This is a genomic window from Streptomyces sp. NPDC012827 (genome assembly GCF_042900905.1).
Classification (GTDB): Bacteria; Actinomycetota; Actinomycetes; order Streptomycetales; family Streptomycetaceae; genus Streptomyces; species Streptomyces gulbargensis.
Window position 1 is genome coordinate 43,013 of sequence record NZ_JBIBBY010000004.1, and the last position, 22,534, is coordinate 65,546.

A 22,534-nucleotide genomic window follows, 5' to 3' on the forward strand; every position below is an offset into this window, starting at 1 on the left:
CGGTCAGGCGCGGGTGACCGGTTCCTGGAGTTCGGTGACCCAGGCGCCCTTGTCCCGGGGGACCTCCAGGTACAGCTCCCGGGCGTAGCCGGCCGACCGGTAGCCGTTGGTGCCGATCCAGGCGGCCAAGTTCTGGGCGGTCGGGAGGATGTCGTCCATGGCGCCCCGGTGGATGACGGTGGCGGCCTCCTCGATGCCGGGCAGCACCCGCACCGCCACGCCCTCGACGGCCGTCCCCTCGGGGACGGTCATCCCGGCGTGGACGAGGACCGAGCCGTCCCCGCGGCCCGAGTCCTCGTACGAGGCGATCGCCGGCCCGAAGCCGGTGACTCCGGCGGCCTCCAGGCGGGCGCACAGCTCCTCGTACAGCGGTCCGATCACCGGGCCGATGTCCTGCGGGCCGAAGCTCGCGGCCACGGCGCTCAGCTCGGCGGTCCGGACGGCGGGGATCTTCTTGACGACGACGTCCTGCGTGGACATGCGTCCCTCGCTCTCGATGGCTCGGAGCCTCGCACCGACCTGGGCGAGCCGGGCCCGCGCCGCCTCGACGGCCGCCTCCAGCTCGGCGTGGCGCAGCCGCAGCATCCCGCGCAGCTCCTCGGCGCCGATCTCGTCCCCGAGGATCGCCGCCACCTGGCCCAGGGTGAAGCCGAGGTCCTTGAGCGCGATGACGCGGTTGAGCCGGGCCAGCTGGTCCGCCGTGTAGAAGCGGTAGCCGGTGTGCGGGTCGACGCGGGCCGGGCGCAGCAGTCCGATGGCGTCGTAGTGACGCAGCATGCGGACCGACACCCGCCCGTGGCGGGCGAAGTCTCCGATGGTGAACATGACGCCCCTACGGAACGGCCTCACACGGTGTGAAGGTCAAGCGCCGCCGTCCCGGCGTCAGGCGGCGCTGCTGAGCGAGAGCTTCACGGCGAAGCCGAGGAAGAGGGCTCCGGCGGCGGAGGTCGCCCCGGCCGAGAGCCGTTTGCGGCTGCGGAAGGCCGCGGCCAGGCGCGTCCCGCCGAAGATGAGCGTCGTCAGGTACAGGAAACTGCCGAGCTGGAGGAGCGTGCCGAGGACCAGGAAGGACAGCGCCGGGTAGGCGTAGGAGGGGTCCACGAACTGGACGAAGAAGGAGATGAGGAAGAGGATCGCCTTGGGGTTGAAGAGGCTGATGATCAGCGCCCTGCGGTACGGCCGCTCCCCCGGCCCCGCCGCCTCCGCGCCCACCGCGCCCTGCGGGTCCGCCTCCCCGCGGGACCGCCACATCGCCCACGCGGCCCGCAGCATCCCGTACGCCATCCACGCCAGATAGCCGGCGCCCGCGTACTGCACGATCAGGAAGAGGAGCGGCGTGGTCCGCAGCAGCGAGGCCGCGCCGAGCGCGGCCAGCGTCATGAGGACGGTGTCCCCGGTGAACACTCCGGCCGCGGCCTTGTACCCGGTCCGGGTGCCCCTGCGGGCGGCGACGGAGAGCACGTACAGCGAGTTCGGCCCCGGCAGGAGGATGATGAGGACGAGCCCGGCGAGATAGGTCGGCAGATCGGTGACACCCAGCATGGGGCGGAGTGTCGCACGGGGGTACGACACTCCGCTGTGACGTGCGTCTAGAAGGCGTCGGTCGGGACGTAGGTGCCCCAGACCTCGCGCAGGGCGTTGCAGACCTCGCCGACCGTGGCGCGGGCCCTGAGGGCGTCCTTCATCGGGTAGAGGACGTTGGCCGTGCCCGCGTCGCTCTCCGCGGCCTTCTTCAGTTCGGCGAGGGCCGCGTCCACGGCCGCCTGGTCGCGCTCCGCGCGCAGCTTCGCGAGCCGCTCGGCCTGCTGGGCCTCGATCGCCGGGTCGACGCGGAGCGGCTCGTAGGGCTCCTCGACGTCGATGGTGTAGCGGTTGACGCCGACGACGACCCGCTCGCCGCTGTCGGTCTCCTGGGCGATGCGGTAGGCGGAGCGCTCGATCTCGCTCTTCTGGAAGCCGCGCTCGATGGCGTTGACCGCGCCGCCGAGCTCCTCGACCTTCTGCATCAGCTCCAGGGCGGCGGCCTCGACGTCGTCGGTCATCTTCTCGACCACGTAGCTGCCGGCGAAGGGGTCGACGGTGGCGGTGACGTCGGTCTCGTAGGCCAGGACCTGCTGGGTGCGCAGCGCGAGCCGGGCGGACTTGTCCGTCGGGAGGGCGATGGCCTCGTCGAAGGAGTTGGTGTGCAGCGACTGCGTGCCGCCGAGGACGGCCGCGAGACCCTGCACGGCGACCCGCACCAGGTTGACCTCGGGCTGCTGGGCGGTGAGCTGCACGCCGGCGGTCTGGGTGTGGAAGCGGAGCATCAGCGACTTGGGGTTCTTGGCGCCGAACTCCTCCTTCATGACCCGGGCCCAGATCCGGCGGGCGGCGCGGAACTTGGCGACCTCCTCCAGGATCGTCGTACGGGCGACGAAGAAGAAGGAGAGGCGGGGCGCGAAGTCGTCCACGTCCATGCCGGCGGCGACGGCGGTCCTGACGTACTCGATGCCGTCGGCGAGGGTGAACGCGATCTCCTGCGCGGGCGAGGCGCCGGCCTCCGCCATGTGGTAGCCGGAGATCGAGATGGTGTTCCACTTCGGGATCTCGGCCTTGCAGTACTTGAAGATGTCGGCGATCAGCCGCAGGGACGGCTTGGGCGGGAAGATGTACGTGCCGCGGGCGATGTACTCCTTCAGCACGTCGTTCTGGATGGTGCCGGTGAGCTGGTCGGCCGGGACGCCCTGCTCCTCGCCGACGAGTTGGTAGAGGACCAGCAGGAGGGCGGCGGGGGCGTTGATGGTCATCGAGGTGGAGACCTTGTCCAGCGGGATCCCGTCGAACAGCACGCGCATGTCGTCGATCGAGTCGATGGCGACGCCGACCTTGCCGACCTCGCCGTGGGCGATGGGCGCGTCGGAGTCGTGGCCCATCTGGGTGGGCAGGTCGAAGGCGACGGACAGGCCCATCGTGCCGTTCTCGATGAGCTGCTTGTAGCGGGCGTTGGACTCCACCGCGGTGCCGAAACCGGCGTACTGGCGCATGGTCCACGGGCGGCCCGTGTACATGCTCGGGTAGACGCCGCGGGTGAAGGGGTACGAGCCCGGCTCGCCCAGCTTCTCGGCGGGGTCCCAGCCCTCCAGGGCTTCCGGTCCGTAGACCGGTTCGATGGGCAGTCCCGACTCCGACTCGCGCGCCATGTGCTGTGCCTCCCGATAGACCTGCGAATGCTGCCGCCTCAGCCACTACTGAGCGGTACCGACCCTCGCGACGGACTGTAGCCGTGGGCGTGCGGCCGGGTGGAGAGCAGCACGCTGGGACCTTCCTCACAGCATGCCCGTCTCGTTTCGGTCACGCGCGCAACCGCGCGGTTGCCGGGAACATCCCTCCGTACACACGACATTCGTTTTTCCCCGGGGGGCTTTCATGAGGCGTTCTTCCGTCATACGCAGAGTGGTCCTGGCGGCCTCGGCCGTGGTTCTGGCGGCCGGCTGTACGGCGCAGGCGGCGGGCCCCGGCGCGGGGGGCGCCGGGCGCGGCACCGAGGGCCCGTCGACGGCCCCGTCGGCGGGAACCTCTGCGCCCGCGGCCCCTTCGTCCGGCGCCTCGTCCTCCGGCGCGACGCCCGGCACCGCCGCGAAGGTCCTGATGGACGACGGGGACGAGAGCGAGCAGGTCCGTGAGCTGCAGGCGCGGCTGCGGCAGCTCGACCACTTCGACCGGGCGCCCACGGGCTTCTACGGGACGATGACCGCCGGCTCCGTGAAGGCCTTCCAGAAGAAGCGCGGGCTGCCGTCGACGGGCACGGTGGACACGGCGACCTGGGACCGGCTGCTCGCCGTGTCGAAGGAGCCGACGGCCGACGAGCTGAAGCCCTCCACGACCAACGAGCTGGACACTCCCGACGCGCGCTGCATGACGGGCCGGGTGCTGTGCATCAGCAAGGAGAGCCGGACGCTGGCCTGGATGATCGACGGCCGGGTCGTGTCGTCCATGGACGTCCGCTTCGGCTCGGAGAACACCCCGACCCGCGAGGGCACGTTCAGCGTGGGCTGGAAGGCCAGGGAATGGACGTCGACGATCTACCACACGCCCATGCCGTACGCGATGTTCTTCAGCGGCGGCCAGGCGGTGCACTACTCGTCGGACTTCGCCGCCCGCGGCTACGGCGGGGCCTCGCACGGCTGCGTGAACGTCCGGGACCGGGCGAAGCTGGCGGCCCTCTTCGACCAGGTGAAGGTCGGCGACAAGGTCGTCGTCCACTGGTGACGTCCCCGGAGCGGGGACCGGAGGAGCCCGGGAAAGGAGAGGGCGCGGGTGGGACCGGGGGAACGTGCCCCACCCGCGCCGGGTGCGCGGAGCCGTAGGTACGGGGGGAACCCCGGCTCGCCGCGCCGCCGATGACCAGTCGGCTCACTCATTACTGCGCCGACGGGCCGCGAAGTGTTACACCCGGCCCGGAAGAGTGTCAGGAACGGTTCTTCGGGGCGCTTCCGGCCCGGCCCCCGGACCCGCCTCCGGTGGAGTCGTGCCCGTCCGAGCCCCGGTCGGTGCCGGGGCGCGGGCCGCTGCCCGTGCCCTTGCCGCCGCCGTGGCCGGAGCGGTGCTCGTCGGCGTCGCCGGCCCCGTCGTCCTTGCCGTCGCCCGCCCCGTCGTCCTTCGTGTCCCCGGAACCGCCCGTGCCGGCGGACCCTCCGGCGTCGCCGGAGCCGCCGCCCCCCGTGCCGGTGTCGGCGGGCAGGACGCGGTCGCAGTAGCGGCGCAGGGTCTCGCCGGTGCGGAGCCTGCCGGCGAGCTGGCGGCGGCCGGCCTCGTCGAGGCGGCCCGCGCGGAAGTCACGGCAGGCCTTGACCGCCGTGTCGGGGAGCACGGCGCCGCCGGTGGAGCCGGTGGACCCGGAGCCCGGCGCGGTCCCCGTGCCGGTGCCGGTGCCGGGGTCCGTGGTGTCGTCCGTGCCGTCCGGGGCGCCGGTGGTCCGGCCGGGCGCCGGGCCGCCGGAGGCCGCGCCGCTCCCGCCGTCCGGGTGCCCGCCGCCGGCCGACGGCGAGGCGCCGGGGGTGTGGGTGGCCGGCGTGCCGGGGGTGCGCGGGTCGCGGTCCGGGGTCGGCGTCGGGGGCGTCCCGGGGTCCTGGCGGACGCCGGGCGTCTCGGTCACGACCGGCTCGGGGCTCTCCGCCGCGGTGACGGAGCTCGCGGGCGAGGGACCGACCAGGGGCAGCACCCCGGTGCCGGCGGCGACGGCGACCCCGCCGACCGTGACGGCGGCGACCGCGGCGGCCAGTCCGTACCGCATGGAACGGCCCCAGCGGCGGGCCGGGGCGGCGGGCGGCGCGATCCGTACCCGGCCGAGGTCCACGGGACCGGCGGGGGCGGGCGGGGTGTCGCGGCCGGCGGCGGCCCCGGTGAGGGCGGCGCGCTCGGCCACGGCCTCGCGGAAGGCGGCCAGTGCGGCGGCCTCGCCGGGCAGTTCGGCGTCCGCGGGGACGGCGGCGGAAGGGGTACGGGCCGTGCCGAGGGCCTCGGCGAGGCGCTGCGCCTGGGACCGCGCCCGGTCGTCGACGGCGTCGACCGGCTCGCCGCGGAGCAGCCGCTCCGCGGCCTCCTGGTCGAGCCACTGGTACCGCTCGTCGGCCATCACATGTCCTTCTGCGTACGGGGACGTGATTGCGTCACACCGCCGGGCGCCACGGTGCCGGTGCCTCGGCCGCGCTGCGGAGGCACTCCTTCCAGCGACGGGCCGTCCCCGTCGTCCCCGTCGCCCGCCGCCTCGCCGTCGACCCCGAGGAGTTCGGCGAGCTTCTTCAGGCCCCGGTGGGCGGCGGTTCGGACCGCGCCGGGGCGCTTGCCGAGGGTCTCGGCGGCGCTCTTGGCGTCGAGTCCGACGACGACGCGGAGGACGACGGCCTCGGCCTGGTCCTGGGGGAGACGGGCGATCAGGTGCATGGTGTCGGAGGTGGACAGGGCTTCCAGGGCCTCTCCCACGGTGTCGGAGTCGGCCGGCTTCTCGGCGAGCTCGGTCTCGTCGCCGCCCACGGCGGGGCGGCGGCCGCGCATGCGGATGTGGTCGAGCGCGCGGTTGCGGGCGATCCGGGCGGCCCAGCCGCGGAAGCGGTCCGCGTCCCCGCTGAAGCGGTCGAGATCACGGGCTATCTGGAGCCAGGACTCCGAGGCGACGTCCTCGGCGTCGGCCTCGCCGACCAGTGTGCGTATGTAGCCGAGCAGCCTGGGGTGCACGGCGCGATACACAGTACGGAAGGCGTTCTCGTCCCCGTCCTGCGCAGCGAGCACCGCGGCCGTCAGCTCCGCGTCGTCCCCCAGCACTCCCCAAACCCTGTTCGTCGGTCGCGTCGGTCGCGTCATCGCGGCTGGTCATCACCACCACGCTGGCTCGCGCACCCTGCACGCTACGTCGTGGATCCGCGTCGCGTCCACGCGGTCCGTGCTCTTCGCCCATATCGCAACCTTTCCGCCACCCCGGGCGGCCGGCAGGCGGGTGTGACACAAACCGCACGCCCGGCGCTGTATGGAGTACGGAGCCGTGCTGCGGCTCCGTGGATGACGACCGGGGCCTCTCCTGTGGGGGGTGGCGGCCCCGGTCGTCTCCCTTTTCCCCGGCGATACAGCCCCTCTTCCTCTTCCTCCTCCGTCCTGCCCTGCCCGCGTCCCGGCAGGTCACAGCCCCGGGTCGACACCTACCCCTGCACTGTCAACCGTTGGTTGACAGTGCAGGGGTGTCAACCTATGGTTGCCTCATGACGAATCCAGTCGGTCTGAACGTCCCCGTCCGTCTCGACGACCTCATCGAAGCCGTCAAGAAGATCCCCGGCAGCCCGCTGGACCAGCTCTCCGGAGCGGTCCTCGCGGCCGATCACCTCGGCGACGTCGCCGACCACCTCATCGGCCACTTCGTGGACCAGGCCCGGCGCTCCGGTGCCTCCTGGACCGACATCGGCCGCAGCATGGGCGTCACGCGCCAGGCGGCGCAGAAGCGCTTCGTCCCCAAAGAGCCGGACGCGGAGAAGATGGACCCGAACGCCGGGTTCAGCCGCTTCACGCCCCGGGCGCGGAACGTGGTCGTGGCCGCCCAGAACGAGGCCACGTCCGCCGGCAACACCGAGACCACCCCCGCCCACCTCGCCCTCGGCCTGCTGGCCGAGCCGGAGGGCATCGCGGTGCGCTGGATCACCGCGCAGGGCGTCACGCCCGAGCGGCTCCGCGAGGCCGTCGCCCCGGCCCTGCCGCCGGCCTCCGAGGAGGTGCCCCCGCTCATCCCGTACGACGCGGCGGCGAAGAAGGTCCTGGAACTCACGTTCCGCGAGGCCCTGCGCCTGGGCCACAACTACGTCGGCACCGAGCACATCCTGCTCGCGCTCCTGGAGCACGAGGACGGCAAGGGCGTGCTGAGCGGTCTCGGCCTGTCCAAGGCGACGGCGGAGCGGGACATCACGGAGATGATCGCCTCGGTGACGTTCCTGGCCGGGGAGGGCGAGGAGGCCTGACGGGCCGGCCCGCGCCCGCACCACCCCGCGCGCCGTACGCCCCCGGGCCCGTACCGTCCCTCAGGCCGTGCGGGCCCGGCGGGAGACGACGGCCCGCAGCACCCGGCCGCCCTCGACGGAGAGCTCGCGGGCCCGGCGCAGTCCGGTCGGGCCGTGGGCGACGGCTTCGAGGACGGCGTGCTGGCGGCGGAGCTCCCCCGCCAGCAGCGGACCGGCCCCCTCCGCGTCCCCGGCCCCGCAACGCTCGATCAGACCGTCCGGCACGCCGGCCGGGTCGTGGCGGCCGTGCAGGGCGAGGGCGGTGGCCGAGCAGGCGTGCGCCCAGGCGCGCAGCCCGTCGGCGGCCCAGGCGGCCGGGGCCGCGGCCAGCATCCCGCGTACGGCCTGTGCCGGGTCGCCGTCCCCGGCACCCGCCGCCTCCAGGCCGTCCAGTTCCGCGCGTGCGCCGGCCAGCGACTCGCCCCAGGCGGGGCCGTCGCCACGGGCGACCGCCGCCCAGACGGGCCGCAGGAGATCACCCAGGTCCGGGCCGAGCAGCGGCAGGCAGCGGTCGAGGCAGGCGAGACCGGCCGCGGCCAGGCTCCGCTCCCCGGCGCCGTCGATCAGTTCCCGCAGGCTCCGGCCCGTCACCGACATCGCCGACGTCATGGACGCCTCCTCGCCACCCGATACGGACGCAGTACTTCCCCTACTGCGCCGACTGGCGCGTTTTCGTCACTGCGCGGCCGAAATCATGCCGGTTGCCTCGGCGTGCTGCCTAGAGGCCGGACGCCGCACGCAGAGGATCGCGAGCAGGGCGGCGGCCCTCCCCGGAGCCCGGGCGCCGGCCCGCGGCCACCGCCGGGGGAACGTACGCGATGGGTGCCTCAGCGGACCCGGTTCGCCAGGGTGCGGAACTCCGCCCAGCTCACCGCCGGTTTCCGCGCGTCCCACACCTTCTGCGCGAGGGCCGTCAGCGGCATCCGGATCCCCTCCGCCACCTGAGCCTGCGTCTGCGCCCGGGACAGGTCGCACCAGACGGCGAAGCGGGCGCCGAGGATCTGGGGGTCGTACCGCGACGGCACGGGCGTCGTGCCGCGCACGACCAGCGGGGTCCACTGCTCGTAGATGCGGCGCCCCGTCGGATAGGTGAAGTCGTTGGGCTCACCGAGCACGTAGTAGAGGTACTCGTCGTTGAGGTTGACCAGCTTGCGGCCCTCGCCGAGGTACGGGACGGGCGGCCTCGCCCCGATCTCCTTGCCGGTCCAGTACTCGACCTCGATGTCCCGGGCGGCCTTCACCACCCCGCCCGTGAAGAAGCCGTCGTTCCACGCCTTCAGGGTCTTGCCGGTGGGCCGGACGACGGCGGCCCGGTCGTTGAGCCAGCCGGTGGCCAGGTCCTGGACCCGGGCGGACGGCCCGTACTTCGCCCGCGCGGCCTGCGCGAGCTTCGGATAGGTGGCCTCCGGGTCCCGGACCAGGAGGGCGACGTACTCGTCGGCGCCGAGGTGCCAGTAGCGGCCGGGGAAGAGGGCCGTGTACTCGCGCAGCAGGTCGTCGACGATCCGGGCCGCGCGCGGGTTCGCGATGTCGACGGCGCCGCGCGGGGCCCGGCCGGCCGCGCTGCGCAGCTGGAGGTCGGGGTGGGCGGCGATCACCGCGCCCAGGTGCCCGGGCGAGTCGATCTCGGGGATCACGGTGATGTGGCGGCTCGCCGCGAGCGCCAGGATGCGCCGGACCTCCGCCTTGGTGAGGTGCTGGGCCGAGACGACCTCCGGGTGGGAGTCGGACTCGATCCGGAAGCCCTGGTCGTCGGAGAAGTGCAGGCCGAGCTGGTTGAGCTTGAGGTCGCCCATCTCGCGGATGCGGTCCTCCAGCCAGGCGGCCGTGAAGTGCTTGCGGGCGATGTCGACCATGAGCCCGCGCTGCGGCTTCGCGGGCCGGTCGGTGACCGTCCCCTCCGGCACGGCACCGGTCGCCTTCACCGACTGCTTGAGCGTCCGCGTCCCGTAGAAGACCCCGGCCTCGTCCGGCCCGCTGATCCGCACCCGGTTGTCGCGCACGACGAGCGTGTACGACTCGGGCGCGCCGCCCGAGCCGCCGAGGGCCAGCTCGACGTCCCCGGGGCCCGCGGCGACGGCGCCCCGGTAGGGGATGCCCAGCTCGCCCGCGAGGAGCTTGCCCTCGTCGGCGAGGCGCGCGCTGTTCGCGGCGACGACGACACCGGCCGGTGCGGCCGGCTTCCAGCCCGGCCCGCGGGCCGGCGCGTGGTCGCGGACGGCCGGGATCACGCGCGGCGCCGACGAGAGCGGGTACGCGCGGGACGGGGTCGGCGCGGGGCTCGGCGTCGTCCGGGTGGGGCTGGGGCTGGGCTGCGCGGCCGGGCTCGTCCCCGTGGGCGCGGTGCCCGCCGCCGTACCGGACGTTCCGGAGGTGGGGGCTCCCGCGCCGGACGGGGAGCCGCCGGAACAGGCCGCCAGGGTGGCCAGGGCCACCGTGGTCGCGAGCAGAGCGGGACCCCGGCGGGGTCCTCGTATGGAGTACCGCATCGATCGGAATCCTTCCGTACGGAGGACGGTGCGGCCAATCGGGGGACGGCCGTCCGGCGACTTCCCGAACCTCCGGACCCCTACCCGTCCACCCGCCGGATCCACGAGGGTCCCGCCGGCCCGTGCCCGCGAACCCGGCGGCGCGCGCTCCGCGCCACTGACCCGCCCGGCCCGCGCCCGACGGCGACCCCGCCCCGCGCCCCGGACCCACCCGGCCCCGACTTCCCGAACTCCGGAGGCAACCTCGGGAACCCCGAAGTCCATCTCCTGTACCGAAACTCTCCCTTCCGGGTGACATTCGCGCATCCGTCGGACACTTCCCCCGTCCCGTCGATAACGTTGCGTCACACCCTCCCCGCCCCGCCCTCCCGTCCCGGAGACCACGCTGACCAGCGACACCCACGCCCCCTGCCGGACACCGGGCCCCCCGGACGTGCCCGCGGCGGCCGTTCGCCGGACCGGCCTGCCGGGGCCGGCCACCTCACGGGACGCCGCCCTGGACCGCTTCAACGCGGCCTCCGCGGCCGAGGCCGAGGAGCTGCTCCTCTCCTGCTGCCACAGCCGCCACTGGGCCGAACGGGTGGCCTCTCACCGTCCGTACCCGACCGTGGACGCACTGCTCGCCGCGGCCGACGAAGCGGGCTACGACCTGGCAGGACGCGATCTGGACGAGGCGCTCGCCGCCGAATGCCCGGTCCTGCCGCACCCGGACGCCCCGCCCGCCGCGCGCACCGCGCTGCGGGCCGCCCACGCCGCGTACGAGAGCAGCTTCGGGCACGCCTTCGTGATCAGCCTCGACGGTGTGCGGCCCGGGGAGCGGCTGGACCAGGTCCTGGCCGGGATCCGGTCACGTCTCGGCAACGAACCGGAGGAGGAACGGGCCGTCGCGGCGGACGAACTGCGCCGGCTGGCCCGGGCCCGGCTCGCCTTCCGACTCGCCCGGGACCTCACGCCTCACCCCGCCGGCGCGTGATTCCGTCCGGAACGCGCCGATACCGGCCCCGGGGATAGTCCGTCCGTGCCTGTTTGATCACACCTATGGACCCCGCGCGAGCGAACCGACAACTCGTCGCTACGATGACCGGGGCCGGTGGACCGTACCCGGCCGGGCCTGACCGACAGAGAAGCCGGCCGGCCCTGATCCCCGCTCCCGGAGGGTTTTTCCGTGCCGGCTGGAACGCTGTACCGCGGCCGGGAAGGAATGTGGTCCTGGGTGGCTCATCGAGTCACCGGCGTCCTCATCTTCTTCTTCCTGTTCGTACACGTACTGGACACCGCTCTCGTCCGTGTCTCCCCCGAGGCGTACGACGAGGTCGTCGCGACCTACAAGACGCCGATCGTCGCGCTGCTCGAGTACGGCCTCGTCGCCGCCATCCTCTTCCACGCGCTGAACGGTCTCCGTGTCATCGCCGTGGACTTCTGGTCCAAGGGCCCGCGCTACCAGAAGCAGATGCTCTGGACCGTCGTGGGCATCTGGCTCGTGCTGATGGCGGGCTCGATCTACCCCGTCCTCGGCCACGCCGCACGTGAACTGTTCGGGAGCTGACGCCAGACATGTCCACTGAGACCTCCACCGCGATCGGTCCCGTCGAGGGCGGCGCCCGCTACGACGTGGACAACCCGGCCCCGTACATCGAGGCCCCCCGCAAGCGCACCGGCAAGACCCCGCGCGCGACCCGCGGCAACTTCGAGATGGCCGCGTGGCTGTTCATGCGCCTCTCCGGCGTGGTCCTCGTCGTGCTGGTCCTCGGCCACCTGCTGATCCAGCTGTTCCTGGACGGCGGCGTCTCCAAGATCGGCTTCGCCTTCGTGGCGGGCCGCTGGGCGTCCCCGTTCTGGCAGGTCTGGGACCTCCTGATGCTGTGGCTCGCCATGCTGCACGGCGCCAACGGCCTCCGTACCGTCATCAACGACTACGCGGAGCGGGCCAACACGCGCCTGTGGCTCAAGGGCCTGCTGTACACCGCCACGGTGTTCACCATCCTTCTGGGCACGCTGGTGATCTTCACCTTCGACCCGAACATCCGCTAGGCACGGGGCTGAGGTAATCCACGTCATGAAGTTCCACAAGTACGACACCGTCATCGTCGGCGCCGGTGGCGCCGGCATGCGCGCCGCCATCGAGGCGACGAAGCGCAGCCGCACCGCCGTGCTGACCAAGCTGTACCCGACCCGCTCCCACACGGGCGCCGCGCAGGGCGGCATGGCCGCCGCGCTGGCAAACGTGGAGGAGGACAACTGGGAGTGGCACACCTTCGACACGGTCAAGGGCGGTGACTACCTGGTCGACCAGGACGCCGCCGAGATCCTGGCGAAGGAGGCCATCGACGCCGTCCTCGACCTGGAGAAGATGGGCCTGCCGTTCAACCGGACCCCGGGCGGCACCATCGACCAGCGCCGCTTCGGCGGTCACTCCCGCAACCACGGCGAGGCCCCGGTCCGCCGGTCCTGCTACGCCGCGGACCGCACGGGTCACATGATCCTCCAGACGCTGTACCAGAACTGCGTCAAGGAGGGCGTGGAGTTCTTCAACGAGTTCTACGTCCTGGACCAGCTGATCACCGAGGTCGACGGCGTCAAGAAGTCGGCCGGTGTGGTCGCGTACGAGCTGGCCACCGGCGAGATCCACGTCTTCCAGGCGAAGGCCGTGATCTACGCGTCCGGCGGCACCGGCAAGTTCTTCAAGGTGACCTCGAACGCCCACACCCTGACCGGTGACGGCCAGGCCGCCTGCTACCGCCGTGGCATCCCGCTGGAGGACATGGAGTTCTTCCAGTTCCACCCGACGGGCATCTGGCGCATGGGCATCCTGCTGACGGAGGGCGCCCGCGGTGAGGGCGGCATCCTCCGCAACAAGGACGGCGAGCGCTTCATGGAGAAGTACGCGCCGGTCATGAAGGACCTCGCGTCCCGTGACGTCGTCTCCCGCTCCATCTACACGGAGATCCGCGAGGGCCGCGGCTGCGGTCCCGAGGGCGACCACGTCTACCTGGACCTGACGCACCTCCCGCCGGAGCAGCTGGACGCCAAGCTGCCGGACATCACCGAGTTCGCCCGTACGTACCTCGGCATCGAGCCGTACACGGACCCGATCCCGATCCAGCCCACCGCGCACTACGCCATGGGCGGCATCCCGACCAACGTCCAGGGCGAGGTGCTCGCGGACAACACCACGGTCGTCCCGGGCCTGTACGCGGCCGGCGAGGTCGCCTGCGTGTCGGTGCACGGCGCCAACCGCCTCGGCACCAACTCGCTGCTGGACATCAACGTGTTCGGCAAGCGGTCGGGCATCGCGGCGGCGGAGTACTCGGCGAAGGCCGACTACGTCGAGCTGCCGGAGAACCCCGCCTCCTTCGTCCAGGAGCAGATCGAGCGGCTCCGCGAGTCCACCGGCAACGAGCGGGTCGCCGACCTGCGCCGTGAGCTCCAGGAGACGATGGACGCGAACGTGATGGTGTTCCGTACGGAGCAGACCATCAAGACGGCCGTCGAGAAGATCGCCGAGCTGCGCGAGCGCTACCGGAACGTGTCCATCCAGGACAAGGGCAAGCGCTTCAACACCGACCTCCTGGAGGCCATCGAGCTGGGCAACCTGCTCGACCTGGCCGAGGTCATGGCCGTCTCGGCCCTGGCGCGCAAGGAGTCCCGCGGCGGTCACTACCGCGAGGACTACCCGAACCGCGACGACGTCAACTTCATGCGCCACACCATGGCGTACCGCGAGGTCGGCGAGGACGGCTCCGAGACCGTCCGTCTCGACTACAAGCCGGTCGTCCAGACCCGCTACCAGCCGATGGAGCGTAAGTACTGATGGCTACCCCCGTTCTGGACAAGGTGGAGAAGGACTCCGCCGCGTCCCCCTACATCACGGTCACCTTCCGCATCCGCCGGTTCAACCCCGAGCTGTCGGACGCGGCGGTCTGGGAGGACTTCCAGATCGAGATCGACCCGAAGGAGCGCGTGCTCGACGGTCTCCACAAGATCAAGTGGGACCTGGACGGCACGCTGACCTTCCGTCGCTCGTGCGCGCACGGCATCTGCGGCTCGGACGCGATGCGGATCAACGGCAAGAACAGGCTCGCCTGCAAGACGCTGATCAAGGACATCAACCCCGAGAAGCCGATCACCGTCGAGGCCATAAAGGGCCTGACGGTGATGAAGGACCTCGTGGTCGACATGGAGCCCTTCTTCCAGGCGTACCGGGACGTCATGCCGTTCCTGGTCACCAAGGGCAACGAGCCGACGCGCGAGCGTCTGCAGTCGGCCGAGGACCGCGAGCGCTTCGACGACACCACCAAGTGCATCCTGTGCGCCGCGTGCACCTCGTCCTGCCCGGTCTTCTGGAACGACGGCCAGTACTTCGGTCCGGCCGCGATCGTCAACGCGCACCGCTTCATCTTCGACTCGCGTGACGAGGCGGGCGAGCAGCGCCTGGAGATCCTGAACGACAAGGACGGTGTGTGGCGCTGCCGCACCACGTTCAACTGCACCGACGCGTGCCCGCGTGGCATCGAGGTCACCAAGGCGATCCAGGAAGTGAAGCGCGCGCTGATCACGCGTCGCTTCTGACACCTTCTCGGCTCCCCGAGCCCGCTTCTGTACGCTGCGGCGTGCAGGAGCGGGCTTTTTCTTCCCCGCGGCGGGCAGCCGCGGGGCCTGGAGGACGGGGACACCGATGAGCGAGCCGAACCCTTACGCGGACGGGGACTACACGTGGGGGCCGGGCCACGGGGCCGGCACGCCGGCGTACGGGTACCCGCACGACGCGGCGCCGGCGGGCGGGGCCCATCCGGTGTCGCCGGCGTACCAGCCGACGCTGCCGGGCGGCGTGCCGGTGCCGCCGCAGTACGCGACGGGCGGGGCGCCGTCGTTCTCCCTCGGTGACATCACGGTGGTGGGCGACCAGATCCTCACCCCGGCCGGGTCGATGCCGCTCAAGGGGGCGGTGTGGAACGCGACGGACCTGTCGCGCACCGAGGAGAAGATCTCCACGGTCGGCATCGTGCTGGCCTGCCTCTTCGTCGCCGCCTGCGGTCTGGGCCTGCTGTTCCTCCTGATGAAGGAGAAGACGACCTCGGGCTTCGTCCAGGTCACGGTCACCAGCGGCGGCCGCCACCACGCCACGATGATCCCGGCGACCCGCCCGGACACGATCCACTGGGTGATGAGCCAGATCGCGTACGCGCGCCAGCTGAGCTTCTGAGGGCGCCGGGGCCCGGCCCGGGTACCGGGCCTGCTCGGGTCAGCCGTGCCAGGGGCGGGTGGTGGGGTTCTTCTCGGCGACCAGCATGATGCGGCGGAGGAGGTCGTTGAGCTGGGCGCGTTCCTCGGGGGAGAGGACGCCGAGGAGGCGGTACTCCTCGTGGCCGAGGACGTCCATGGCGCCGTGCCAGATCTCGCGGCCGGTGGGGGTGAGTTCCACGACGACGCGGCGGCGGTCGGTGGTGGAGGGGGTGCGGCGGACGAGGCCGCGTTTCTCCAGGGCGTCGAGGCGGCCGGTGACCGAGGCGGGGGCGAGGTCGAGGTCCTGGGCGAGGTCGGAGGGGGCGGCGCTGCCGCCGCGGCCCGCGAGCTTGTGGAGGGTGTCGAACTCGTGGCGTTCGAGGTCGAAGTCGGCGAGGGACTGTTCGCGGACCCGGCGCAGGTGCACGGAGAGCTTCTTCATGCGGGTGACGGCGCCCTCGACCACGGGGTCGAGACCGGGCAGGACGGGCTGCCAGCGCTCGACGTGCCCGTCGGTCCAGTCGCGCGGGGCGGGCGTCGCGCCCGCGGGGTCGGTCGCTTCCGTCGGCTCCATGCGCCGATCGTACGTCGCGGGCCGGCGCGTTCCCCGGACACACCCCGCACCCGAACCCTTCGGAGTCAGATATTTCGTTGACGAATTATTCGGTACCGAAATACATTCGGCGGCATGCCCGCCACACCGCCCCTCACCACGTCCCCACCCCTCCCCCACCCCCTCCGCACCCGCCCCTTCCGTCTCCTCTTCACCGGCCGCGCCCTCTCCCTCCTCGGTGACGCCGCCATCCCCGCCGCCCTCACCCTCGCCGTTCTCGCCGCCACCGGTTCCACCGCCGCCCTGGCCCTCGTCCTCGGCTGCGCCATGGTGCCCAAGCTGCTCCTGCTGCCGCTCGGCGGCGTCGTGGGCGACCGCTTCGACGCCCGTACGGTCGCCCTCGGCACCGATCTGGTCCGCTGCGCCACCCAGCTCGTCGTCGGCGTGCAGCTCCTCGGCGGCGCCCCGACGCTCGCCGTCATCGCGGCCGCGGAGGCCGTCGGCGGCGCGGCCGGCGCCTTCGCCATGCCGACCGTCTCCCCCCTGGTCAAGGGCACGGTCCCGGCGGAGTCCCTGCACCGGGCGAACGCCGCCATGGGCGTCGCCGTCAGCGCCACCCGCCTCGGCGGCCCCGCGCTCGCCGGCGCCCTCGTCCTCACCGTCGGTCCCGGTTGGGCGTTCGTGCTGGACGCGGCGACCTTCGCCGTCAGCGCCCTCCTCCTGACGGCCGTCCGCGTCGAGCGCGTGCCGATACCGCGCCGCTCGTTCCGCGCCGACCTGGCGGAGGGCTGGCACGAGGTCCGCTCCCGGGACTGGTACTGGACGAGCCTGGTCGCCCACAGCGCCTGGAACGGCGCCGCCGCCGTCCTGATGACCCTCGGCCCCGCGATCGCCGTCCAGCGGCTCGGCGGCGCGGCGACCTGGGTCGTCCTGCTCCAGACCGGCGCCGTCGGCTTCCTCCTCGGGGCGCTGCTCGCCGACCGCGTCCGCCCCCGCCGCCCGGTCCTCGCCGCCAACCTCGGCCTCGCGACGTACGCCCTGCCGCTGGTCCTGCTCGCCGTGGCCGCCCCCGCGCCGCTGACGATCGCCGCGTACGGCCTCGCGCAGGCGGGCCTCGGCTTCCTCTCCCCCGTCTGGGAGACCGCCGTCCAGCGCGCGGTGCCCACCCACGCCCTGGCCCGCGTCACCTCGTACGACTGGCTGCTCTCCCTCGCCGCCATGCCGCTCGGTTACGCGCTCGCGCCGCTCGCCGCCTCCGCCTGGGGCGCCGGCGTGCCGCTGGTGGCGGCCGCCGTGGCCGTCGGCGGCTGCTGCCTGGCGACGGCGCTCGTGCCCGGCGTCCGCCGCTTCCGCTGAACCGGCCGGCCCTGGCGGCAGGGGGGCGGGGTGTCGATGTCCGGTCACCGCCCGGCTCTTGGCCGGATCGGGCGCGCGGCCCGCGCCGTGCGGCCACTACGGTGGGGGGATGACGACCGGGACGGCCTCGCGCCACACACGGATCGGTGACCCGGTGCTCTCCTGAGCTCCGCGCGGGCCGGCCGGGGCCGCCGTGCCTCCGCGCGGGCCCCGCCTCCGTCGTGTCGATCACGCGCTTCACGTATCGGCCACGACAGGAGACGACCCCTTGCACACGAAGACCCTGGAGATCCCCACCCCCGACGGCCGCGCCGACGCCTTCGCCGCCTTCCCCGGCGGTGGGGGGCGGCACCCGGGGGTGCTGATGTACCCGGACGGTTTCGGCCTCCGGCCCGTCCTGCGGGAGATGGCCCGCGAGCTGGCCGGCCACGGCTACTACGTCCTCGTACCGAACCCCTTCTACCGGCACGGCCCCGCGCCGGTGATCGAACTCCCCGCGTACATCGGCGAGGAGGCCCGGCCCGCGCTGTTCGCACGGCTGATGCCCCTGATCGAGGCGCACACCTCCGCCCGGGTGCTGCGGGACGCGGACGCCTACCTCCGCTTCCTCGCGGCCCGGCCGGAGGTCGCCGGAGGACCGGTCGCGGTGACGGGCTACTGCATCGGCGGCCTCCTGGCGCTGCGGACCGCCGCGGCGCATCCGGACCGGGTGGCCGCCGTCGCCGGTTTCCACGGCCCGGTGGTCGCGGACGAGCCGGGCGGGCTGCCCGGCTTCCTCTCCCGCGTCACCGCCCGGGTCCATCTCGGCCACGCCGCGGGCGATCTGACGCCCGAGGCCCTGGGCGACCTCAACGCGGCGCTGGACGCCGCCGGGGTGGACCACACCTCCGAGATCTATCCCGGGACCGCCCACGGCTTCACCATGGCCGACACCGACGCCTTCGACCCGGCCGGGCTGCGGCGCCACTGGGACCGTCTGCTCCCGCTGCTCGCCGGGGCCCTGGGCCGGCCGTGAGGAACGGAGTGGTCCGGCGTGGCGGTCAGCGCACCGCCGCGGCGGGGGCGCCGACCTCGGTCAGAAAGGCGGTGAGCAGGGCGGCCGTCTCCTCCGGACGCTCCAGGGCGGGGAGGTGACCGGCCCAGTCGAGGCGCTCGTGGCGGGCGGCCGGCAGGAGGCGGGCGAGGTCCTCGGCCAGGGCCCGGAAGTCGGGCACGTCATGGGCGCCGGAGACGACGAGCGCGGGTGCCCCGACACGGGCGAGGTCCTCGGCCGTGACGCCCGCGTCGACGGGGGCGTGCTCCTCCGGCACCGGCAGCTGGACGTCGAAGATGTGCCGCTGCATGGCGCGGACGAGCGCGCGCACCTCGGGGCCGGCGCAGGGGCCGAGCCAGGTGTCGACGTTGAGTTCGACGGCGGCGTCGATGTCGCCGGCGATGAGCAGGTCCCTCTCGCGGGCGCCCCAGGCGCGCAGCTCCTCGCTCGGCTCGTGGCCGGGGGCACCGGAGCAGAGCAGGGCGAGGGCGGAGACCCGCTCCGGGTGGAGGGCGGCGAGCTCCAGGGCGACCTCGCCGCCGAAGGAGGAGCCGACGACGGCGGCGCGGTCGGCGCCGATCTCGTCGAGGAGGGCGCGGACGTCCTCGGCGTGGGTGTGCGGGGCGTCGATGGGGGTGTCGCCGTAGCCGCGCAGGTCGCAGCGGACGACGCGGTGTCCGGCTTCGGCCAGCGCGTGGAACTGTCCGTCCCACATCCGGCGGTCGCAGACCCCGGAGTGCAGCAGGAGGACGGTGGAGGGGCCTTCGCCGGCCAGGTCATGAATGAGCGTCACCCCGTGACCCTAGGGGCGGGCGGAGCGCTTGACCACCCCTTTCTCCACCGCGGTCCCGCCCCGGCGACCCCGGACTTGAACACGTTCAAGAGGAGGTCTACAGTCATGCCTGCCAGCATTTGAACGCGTTCAAGGGAGCGTGGGGCATGGACCTCACTGTCGTCGCGTACATCGTCTACCTGCTGATCAGCGTGGCCCTGACCATCTGGGTCGCCCGCACCCTCAGCCGCAACGGAAGGGTCTTCCTCGCCGACGTGCTGCACGGGAACGAGAAGCTCGCGGAGGCGGTCAACCACCTCCTCGTCGTCGGCTTCTACCTCGTCAACTTCGGCTTCGTCGCGCTCCACCTCAGCCAGGAGGCCGCCGTCCTCGACGCCCGGGCCCTCTTCGAGGCCCTCTCCGTGAAGCTCGGAGTCGTCCTCCTCGTCCTCGGTGTGATGCACCTCGGCAACGTCTACGTCCTCAACAAGATCCGCCGCCGGGGCGTCATGGAACGCGAGCAGGTGCCGCCCGTCGCCCCCCAGGGCTGGACGGCCCCCGGCAGGGGCGGCCCCTGGAACCCGCCCGCCCCGCACGCGCCCCGCGCCTGACCGGAGCCGCGCCATGACGATCCCCGTCACCCGCCCGGTCACCCCGGTCGGCCGGCTCACCGTCCTGTACGACGCCGACTGCCCGCTCTGCGTGCACCTCCGGCACTGGCTGCTGCGCCAGCGGCAGCTCGTCCCGCTCGACCTGGTCCCGGCCGGCTCCGAGCAGGCGCGGCGCATGTTCCCGGCCCTCGACCACACCGCGACCCTCCGGGAGATCACGGTGGTCGGGGACCGGGGGCAGGTCTACCGCGAGTCGGCCGCCTGGATCGTCTGCCTCTGGGCCCTGGCCGAGCACCGCCCGAAGGCCCACTGGCTCGCCACCCCGGCCGGGCAGCCCTTCGCCCGGGCCGCCGTCCTCACCGCCGCCCGGTGGCGGGAGGCCCTCAAGGGACCGGCCGGGAGCGCCGGAGGGCCGGCGCCACGGGAAGCGGACCCCACCCGGAACGCCCCCGCCGGGGACGGCTGCGGAACCGGGCGCTGCGAGGCGCCCGCGCCGCCCGGCTAGGCTCGGCACCGTGAAGGACGCGAAGGAAGAGAAGAAGGCCCCCAAGAGCGAGCAGACCCGCACGCTCATCCTCGAAACCGCGCTCCGGCTGTTCCAGGAGCGCGGCTACGACAAGACGACGATGCGGGCCGTCGCCCAGGAGGCCGGGGTCTCCGTGGGCAACGCCTACTACTACTTCTCCTCCAAGGAACACCTCGTCCAGGGGTTCTACGACCGGATCGCCGAGGAGCACCAGGCGGCCGTGGAACCCCTCCTGAGCGGCCCCGAGAAGGACCTCACCGCACGCATCCGGGGGGTTCTGCTCGGCTGGCTCGACATCGCGGAGCCGTACCACGAGTTCGCGGCCCAGTTCTTCAAGAACGCCGCCGACCCGCAGAGCCCGCTGAGCCCGTTCTCGCCCGAGTCGGAGGGCCCGCGCGAGGCGGCGATCGACGTGCACCGGCGGGTGATCTCCGGCGCCTCCGTCAAGCCGGATCCCGAACTGGCCGAGGCGCTCCCCCGGTTGCTGTGGCTCCAGCAGATGGGCCTGGTGCTGTTCTGGGTGTACGACCGCTCGGAGGGCGCGGCCAACAGCCGGCGCCTGGTCGAACGGCTCGCGCCCGTCACCGCCCGCGCCATCTCGCTCTCCCGCTTCCGCGTACTGCGGCCGCTGGTCAAGGAGACCCACGAACTGCTCTCCGACTTCCTGCCGACGGCGGCCGGCATGGCGGCCTCCGGCAAGCCGAAGCGCACCACGGCGAAACAGCGGGAACAGGCACGCTGAGGCGGGGCCCGGAGGCCCGGGGCGGGTCAGCCCGTCAGATCCACTTCAGCTCCCACAGGCGCCAGATGCCCGTGCCGTCCGACAGGAGCTGGGAACCGGCGACCTCTTCCGTGGAGAGCACGTAGTCCCTCTTCTGCCACAGCGGGACGAGCGGGACCTCGGCGGCGACCTCCGTCTGGATGGCCTTGAAGTCACCGGTCGCCCGGGCCCGGTCGCCGTACTGCTGCGTCGAGGCGATCAGCGCGTCGATCCGCTTGCTGGAGAAGCCGTTGTGCAGGGTGTTCGCCGTGCCGACGAGCGGCGCGGTGAAGCTGTCGGAGTCGGGGAAGTCGGGCAGCCAGCCGACCGTGTAGACGTCGTAGGCGCCCCGCGCGTACGCCTTCTGGAAGCTCTGCCAGTCCGCCTCGACCAGCTTGACCCTGAAGAGGCCGGTCTCCTCCAGCTGCTCCTTTATCGCGGCGGTCTCCTTGTCGTACGGAGTGCCCTCGCGGTAGCCGAAGGTGAACGTCACCGGCGTCTCGACCCCGGCGTCCCGCAGGATCTTCCTCGCCTTGTCCGCGCTGGGCTCGGGGTTGGCGTCGTAGAAGGCGGTGTTGTGGCCGAGGAAGCCCTGCGGAATGAGGGAGTACAGCGGCTCGACCGTGTCCTTGTACGTGCCGGTGGCGAGCTCCGGGCGGTCGATGACGGCGGCGATCGCCTGCCGCACCGCCTTGTCCGCCATCGGGCGGCCGGGCCGGACGTTGAAGTTGAGGTTGCGGGTCTCGGGGCTCTCCGCCTCGGTGACCCGCGTGCCGTCCTTGGTGTCGAGGTCGGAGATGAAGTCCGGCGGCAGCTGTCGGTGCGTCACCTGGACCTGCTTGGCCGTCCAGGCCTCGGCGAGCTGCTCCGAGGTGCGGAAGTAGCGGACGAGGACCGTGCTGCCGGTCTTGGTGAGGGCGCCCCGGTAGGCCTTGTTGGGCTCCAGTCGGGCGGACTCGCCGGGCTTGTACTCCTTGAGGACGTACGGGCCGGAGCCGTCGACCGCGTGGTCCGCCCGCAGCCGGTCGGCCGGGTAGCGCTCGCGGTCGACGATGGCGCCGGCGCCGGTGGCCACCTTCAGCGGGAAGGTGGCGTCCCGGCCGCTCAGGTGGAAGGTGACGGTGCGGCCCTCGGCCACGATGGTCCGCAGTGTCGGGAACAGCGGCTTCGGGCCGACGTCGGCCTTGATCCGGAGCATCCGCTCGAAGGAGTACTTGACGTCCTCGGCGGTCACCTTGCGCCCGCTGGAGAAGGTCAGGTCGTCGCGGAGCGTGCAGCGGTACGTGGTGAGCCGCGAGCCCACGAAGGCGCAGCTCTCTGCGGCGTCCGGGACGGGCGTCGGGATGCCCGGCTTGAAGGTCAGCAGGGACTGGAAGACGTTGCTGTACATCGCCCAGGAACCGGCGTCGTAGGCGCCGGCCGGGTCGAGCGAGGTCACTTCGTCCGTCGTACCGACGGAGATGGCGTCCGTCCGCGCTTCGTCGGACGGGAGGAGTTGCCAGCCACCCACCCCGGCGGCCACCAGAACTCCACACGTGATGAGGATCCGCAGACGGACCGTCGACCGCATTGCCGTGCTTCCTTTTTCTTCGACCCACCCCAAACGCGGCGGCCCCCCGGCACGCCGCAATGGCGTCACCCAATCACACGCTTTTCACAAGTGGAAGAGGAAAGCTTCACAGTCCGTGGATACG

Annotated in this window: 23 protein-coding genes; 13 read left to right on the plus strand and 10 right to left on the minus strand. The window is 72.7% G+C overall.

Annotated elements, in window-relative coordinates; genetic code table 11:
• Positions 1-3: 3 nt before the first annotated feature.
• From ACFY60_RS09565 to ACFY60_RS09575, 3 genes are read right to left on the minus strand one after another with little or no spacing between them, the layout of a single operon-like run.
• Positions 4-825, minus strand: a complete 822-nt coding sequence (locus ACFY60_RS09565; RefSeq protein ID WP_388610959.1) for a MerR family transcriptional regulator — start codon at positions 823-825, stop codon at positions 4-6.
• Positions 826-882: 57 nt separating this feature from the next.
• Positions 883-1,542 carry a leucine efflux protein LeuE gene (gene leuE / locus ACFY60_RS09570; RefSeq protein ID WP_388610958.1) on the minus strand — a complete coding sequence of 220 codons (660 nt, stop codon included), beginning with the start codon at positions 1,540-1,542 and terminating at the stop codon, positions 883-885.
• A gap of 47 nt (positions 1,543-1,589) precedes the next feature.
• A complete protein-coding gene (locus ACFY60_RS09575) occupies positions 1,590-3,179 on the minus strand; it encodes a methylmalonyl-CoA mutase (RefSeq protein WP_388610956.1) in 1,590 nt (529 codons plus the stop codon).
• Positions 3,180-3,405: 226 nt separating this feature from the next.
• On the opposite strand from ACFY60_RS09575, the gene ACFY60_RS09580 reads away from it, so the two are divergent.
• Positions 3,406-4,248, plus strand: coding sequence for a L,D-transpeptidase family protein (locus ACFY60_RS09580; RefSeq protein ID WP_388610954.1), 843 nt, complete (start codon positions 3,406-3,408; stop codon positions 4,246-4,248).
• 199 nt (positions 4,249-4,447) lie between these two features.
• Here the strand turns inward: ACFY60_RS09580 and ACFY60_RS09585 are convergent, their stop codons facing one another.
• Together ACFY60_RS09585 and ACFY60_RS09590 are read right to left on the minus strand one after the other, a co-directional pair.
• Positions 4,448-5,614 (minus strand): hypothetical protein, encoded by a 1,167-nt coding sequence (locus tag ACFY60_RS09585; protein WP_388610952.1) that lies wholly within the window; start codon positions 5,612-5,614, stop codon positions 4,448-4,450.
• Positions 5,614-6,300: an RNA polymerase sigma factor gene (locus tag ACFY60_RS09590; protein WP_388610950.1), complete on the minus strand. Its 687-nt coding sequence runs from the start codon at positions 6,298-6,300 to the stop codon at positions 5,614-5,616. Before ACFY60_RS09590 ends, ACFY60_RS09585 begins: the two co-directional genes overlap by 1 nt.
• A gap of 431 nt (positions 6,301-6,731) precedes the next feature.
• Here ACFY60_RS09590 and ACFY60_RS09595 point away from each other — a divergent pair, with 431 nt between their 5' ends.
• Complete coding sequence (locus tag ACFY60_RS09595) at positions 6,732-7,478, plus strand: Clp protease N-terminal domain-containing protein (RefSeq protein WP_388610949.1); 747 nt, start codon at positions 6,732-6,734, stop codon at positions 7,476-7,478.
• Between the two features lie 60 nt (positions 7,479-7,538).
• On the opposite strand, the gene ACFY60_RS09600 is transcribed toward ACFY60_RS09595, so the two are convergent.
• The gene (locus ACFY60_RS09600) at positions 7,539-8,126 is read right to left on the minus strand and encodes a hypothetical protein (RefSeq protein ID WP_388610947.1); all 588 of its coding nucleotides are present in this window, start codon (positions 8,124-8,126) and stop codon (positions 7,539-7,541) included.
• Positions 8,127-8,344: 218 nt separating this feature from the next.
• On the minus strand, positions 8,345-10,006 hold the full coding sequence (locus ACFY60_RS09605; protein WP_388610945.1) for a family 20 glycosylhydrolase: 1,662 nt from the start codon (positions 10,004-10,006) through the stop codon (positions 8,345-8,347).
• A gap of 385 nt (positions 10,007-10,391) precedes the next feature.
• Here ACFY60_RS09605 and ACFY60_RS09610 point away from each other — a divergent pair, with 385 nt between their 5' ends.
• The 6 genes from ACFY60_RS09610 to ACFY60_RS09635 all read left to right on the plus strand — a co-directional run bounded on the left by ACFY60_RS09610 (position 10,392) and on the right by ACFY60_RS09635 (position 15,209).
• The gene (locus ACFY60_RS09610) at positions 10,392-10,979 is read left to right on the plus strand and encodes a 2-oxo-4-hydroxy-4-carboxy-5-ureidoimidazoline decarboxylase (RefSeq protein WP_388611045.1); all 588 of its coding nucleotides are present in this window, start codon (positions 10,392-10,394) and stop codon (positions 10,977-10,979) included.
• Between the two features lie 192 nt (positions 10,980-11,171).
• Positions 11,172-11,552, plus strand: a complete 381-nt coding sequence (sdhC, locus tag ACFY60_RS09615) for a succinate dehydrogenase, cytochrome b556 subunit (RefSeq protein ID WP_309052057.1) — start codon at positions 11,172-11,174, stop codon at positions 11,550-11,552.
• 8 nt (positions 11,553-11,560) lie between these two features.
• Positions 11,561-12,037, plus strand: coding sequence for a succinate dehydrogenase hydrophobic membrane anchor subunit (locus ACFY60_RS09620; RefSeq protein WP_309052056.1), 477 nt, complete (start codon positions 11,561-11,563; stop codon positions 12,035-12,037).
• Between the two features lie 25 nt (positions 12,038-12,062).
• Positions 12,063-13,817: a succinate dehydrogenase flavoprotein subunit gene (gene sdhA / locus ACFY60_RS09625; RefSeq protein ID WP_388610943.1), complete on the plus strand. Its 1,755-nt coding sequence runs from the start codon at positions 12,063-12,065 to the stop codon at positions 13,815-13,817.
• Positions 13,817-14,575: a succinate dehydrogenase iron-sulfur subunit gene (locus ACFY60_RS09630; protein ID WP_309051978.1), complete on the plus strand. Its 759-nt coding sequence runs from the start codon at positions 13,817-13,819 to the stop codon at positions 14,573-14,575. Before sdhA ends, ACFY60_RS09630 begins: the two co-directional genes overlap by 1 nt.
• 106 nt (positions 14,576-14,681) lie before the next feature.
• Positions 14,682-15,209: a hypothetical protein gene (locus ACFY60_RS09635; RefSeq protein ID WP_388610941.1), complete on the plus strand. Its 528-nt coding sequence runs from the start codon at positions 14,682-14,684 to the stop codon at positions 15,207-15,209.
• Positions 15,210-15,248: 39 nt separating this feature from the next.
• Here the strand turns inward: ACFY60_RS09635 and ACFY60_RS09640 are convergent, their stop codons facing one another.
• Complete coding sequence (locus ACFY60_RS09640; RefSeq protein ID WP_388610940.1) at positions 15,249-15,803, minus strand: MarR family winged helix-turn-helix transcriptional regulator; 555 nt, start codon at positions 15,801-15,803, stop codon at positions 15,249-15,251.
• A 114-nt stretch (positions 15,804-15,917) separates the two neighbouring features.
• On the opposite strand from ACFY60_RS09640, the gene ACFY60_RS09645 reads away from it, so the two are divergent.
• Together ACFY60_RS09645 and ACFY60_RS09650 are read left to right on the plus strand one after the other, a co-directional pair.
• A complete protein-coding gene (locus ACFY60_RS09645; protein ID WP_388610938.1) occupies positions 15,918-17,138 on the plus strand; it encodes an MFS transporter in 1,221 nt (406 codons plus the stop codon).
• A 268-nt stretch (positions 17,139-17,406) separates the two neighbouring features.
• On the plus strand, positions 17,407-18,153 hold the full coding sequence (locus ACFY60_RS09650; RefSeq protein ID WP_388610937.1) for a dienelactone hydrolase family protein: 747 nt from the start codon (positions 17,407-17,409) through the stop codon (positions 18,151-18,153).
• 25 nt (positions 18,154-18,178) lie between these two features.
• Here ACFY60_RS09650 and ACFY60_RS09655 read toward each other — a convergent pair whose 3' ends face one another.
• A complete protein-coding gene (locus ACFY60_RS09655; RefSeq protein ID WP_388610935.1) occupies positions 18,179-18,964 on the minus strand; it encodes an alpha/beta fold hydrolase in 786 nt (261 codons plus the stop codon).
• 146 nt (positions 18,965-19,110) lie between these two features.
• On the opposite strand from ACFY60_RS09655, the gene ACFY60_RS09660 reads away from it, so the two are divergent.
• The 3 genes from ACFY60_RS09660 to ACFY60_RS09670 are packed head-to-tail and all read left to right on the plus strand — an operon-like array spanning position 19,111 to position 20,822.
• Positions 19,111-19,554, plus strand: coding sequence for a hypothetical protein (locus tag ACFY60_RS09660; protein ID WP_309051984.1), 444 nt, complete (start codon positions 19,111-19,113; stop codon positions 19,552-19,554).
• A 13-nt stretch (positions 19,555-19,567) separates the two neighbouring features.
• Complete coding sequence (locus ACFY60_RS09665) at positions 19,568-20,059, plus strand: thiol-disulfide oxidoreductase DCC family protein (protein WP_388610934.1); 492 nt, start codon at positions 19,568-19,570, stop codon at positions 20,057-20,059.
• A gap of 10 nt (positions 20,060-20,069) precedes the next feature.
• Positions 20,070-20,822, plus strand: a complete 753-nt coding sequence (locus ACFY60_RS09670) for a TetR/AcrR family transcriptional regulator (protein WP_388610932.1) — start codon at positions 20,070-20,072, stop codon at positions 20,820-20,822.
• A gap of 34 nt (positions 20,823-20,856) precedes the next feature.
• Here ACFY60_RS09670 and ACFY60_RS09675 read toward each other — a convergent pair whose 3' ends face one another.
• Positions 20,857-22,410, minus strand: a complete 1,554-nt coding sequence (locus ACFY60_RS09675; RefSeq protein ID WP_388610930.1) for an ABC transporter substrate-binding protein — start codon at positions 22,408-22,410, stop codon at positions 20,857-20,859.
• Positions 22,411-22,534 lie beyond the last annotated feature (124 nt).

Coding starts and splice junctions, on each gene's coding strand:
- ACFY60_RS09640 (WP_388610940.1), bottom strand. CDS start 15,803: ATGGAGCCGACGGAAGCGACCGACCCCGCGGGCGCGACGCCCGCCCCG.
- ACFY60_RS09620 (WP_309052056.1), top strand. CDS start 11,561: ATGTCCACTGAGACCTCCACCGCGATCGGTCCCGTCGAGGGCGGCGCC.
- ACFY60_RS09645 (WP_388610938.1), top strand. CDS start 15,918: ATGCCCGCCACACCGCCCCTCACCACGTCCCCACCCCTCCCCCACCCC.
- ACFY60_RS09605 (WP_388610945.1), bottom strand. CDS start 10,006: ATGCGGTACTCCATACGAGGACCCCGCCGGGGTCCCGCTCTGCTCGCG.
- ACFY60_RS09580 (WP_388610954.1), top strand. CDS start 3,406: ATGAGGCGTTCTTCCGTCATACGCAGAGTGGTCCTGGCGGCCTCGGCC.
- ACFY60_RS09575 (WP_388610956.1), bottom strand. CDS start 3,179: ATGGCGCGCGAGTCGGAGTCGGGACTGCCCATCGAACCGGTCTACGGA.
- ACFY60_RS09565 (WP_388610959.1), bottom strand. CDS start 825: ATGTTCACCATCGGAGACTTCGCCCGCCACGGGCGGGTGTCGGTCCGC.
- ACFY60_RS09630 (WP_309051978.1), top strand. CDS start 13,817: ATGGCTACCCCCGTTCTGGACAAGGTGGAGAAGGACTCCGCCGCGTCC.
- ACFY60_RS09660 (WP_309051984.1), top strand. CDS start 19,111: ATGGACCTCACTGTCGTCGCGTACATCGTCTACCTGCTGATCAGCGTG.
- sdhA (WP_388610943.1), top strand. CDS start 12,063: ATGAAGTTCCACAAGTACGACACCGTCATCGTCGGCGCCGGTGGCGCC.
- ACFY60_RS09675 (WP_388610930.1), bottom strand. CDS start 22,410: ATGCGGTCGACGGTCCGTCTGCGGATCCTCATCACGTGTGGAGTTCTG.
- ACFY60_RS09665 (WP_388610934.1), top strand. CDS start 19,568: ATGACGATCCCCGTCACCCGCCCGGTCACCCCGGTCGGCCGGCTCACC.
- ACFY60_RS09595 (WP_388610949.1), top strand. CDS start 6,732: ATGACGAATCCAGTCGGTCTGAACGTCCCCGTCCGTCTCGACGACCTC.
- leuE (WP_388610958.1), bottom strand. CDS start 1,542: ATGCTGGGTGTCACCGATCTGCCGACCTATCTCGCCGGGCTCGTCCTC.
- ACFY60_RS09600 (WP_388610947.1), bottom strand. CDS start 8,126: ATGACGTCGGCGATGTCGGTGACGGGCCGGAGCCTGCGGGAACTGATC.
- ACFY60_RS09635 (WP_388610941.1), top strand. CDS start 14,682: ATGAGCGAGCCGAACCCTTACGCGGACGGGGACTACACGTGGGGGCCG.
- ACFY60_RS09585 (WP_388610952.1), bottom strand. CDS start 5,614: ATGGCCGACGAGCGGTACCAGTGGCTCGACCAGGAGGCCGCGGAGCGG.